The 1,116-nt window shown below is 61.0% G+C and carries 1 protein-coding gene; it reads right to left on the reverse strand.

The annotated features are described in order from the left end of the window. Positions 1 to 203: 203 nt before the first annotated feature. Positions 204 to 887 carry an NAD(P)-binding domain-containing protein gene (locus GPA25_RS23605; protein WP_169262832.1) on the reverse strand — a complete coding sequence of 228 codons (684 nt, stop codon included), beginning with the start codon at positions 885 to 887 and terminating at the stop codon, positions 204 to 206. Between the last annotated feature and the right edge of the window lie 229 nt (positions 888 to 1,116).

Here is a 1,116-nt window from a genome sequence, read left to right on the forward strand (position 1 = left end):
TCCAGCCTCTCGGGCAGCAGCGCCTCCTGTGTGCGGCTCTGACCTTCGACGAAGCGCTTCATGGTCACTGATCACGCTGATAACAATGCAGATATCATACAACATCGACCGTTTTTACACAGCCTCGGCCAATTTACGACGTCCGGTTCGCGACCCGCTGCGGACGGTCGCTGGCAGCGCTGCAAGGGCATGGCCCTCGAATGTCACGCAAAATACGGGCGCGCAACCTCGTCTGCTTGAGCACGGTAGGTGTCGATCAGCGCAGGGTTCGCGTCGGCCAACGCTGCTTTGAGTCCCTCCGTTCCTAGGTCTCGGCAGTAGGCGGGGGCGCCGGGTTGCTGTCGCCAAGATTCGGCGAGCGTACCGGCGTCTATTGCGTCGAAGCCGATCGCATCGATCAAGCGGAGAATTATTTCCTTCGCTGGGATTTCATCGCCCGCGACCGCAAGGCATATCCGCCCGGGGGAGCCGGCCTGAACGGCACGCGTCGCCAAGCTGGGCGCGACGATATTGTTAAACGCTTTTACGACAGGGCGGCCGAGCACTCGCGCGACCCAAGCGCTCTCCGCCAGGCCGCCGTCGATCTCGGAGATGCGGCCGTCTCTCGACGGGTAGTAGTTGCCTGTGTCGACCACGACCGCCGACGTGGCAACCAGAAAGCCGAGCGGAAGTTGGGGCACCGCTTTCTCAGGAATCGCAATGATGACGACGTCACGCGCGCGAGATGCCTGTTCCACCGTGGCCGCTGTGGCGCCGGTCTCGGTGGCTACCCCCGCCAGGGAAGCCGGACCACGAGAGTTGGCGATAGAAACGTGATTACCGAGCGCCATGAGGTGACCCGCGAGCGTGCGTCCGATCGGACCGGAACCGATGATTCCAATTTCCACACTGACCTCCAATTCGTCGTCAAGAGCGCGCGCATATCGTATTCGGAAAGAGCGGGGTCCGCTATCGCGAGCGCTACAGTGACTAAACAGTCCGCTTCTAGCCGAGGCTGTGTAAAAACGGTCGATGTTGTATGATATCTGCATTGTTATCAGCGTGATCAGTGACCATGAAGCGCTTCGTCGAAGGTCAGAGCCGCACACAGGAGGCGCTGCTGCCCGAGAGGCTGGA

This window comes from Aromatoleum diolicum, assembly GCF_012910955.1.
Taxonomy (GTDB): Bacteria; Pseudomonadota; Gammaproteobacteria; order Burkholderiales; family Rhodocyclaceae; genus Aromatoleum; species Aromatoleum diolicum.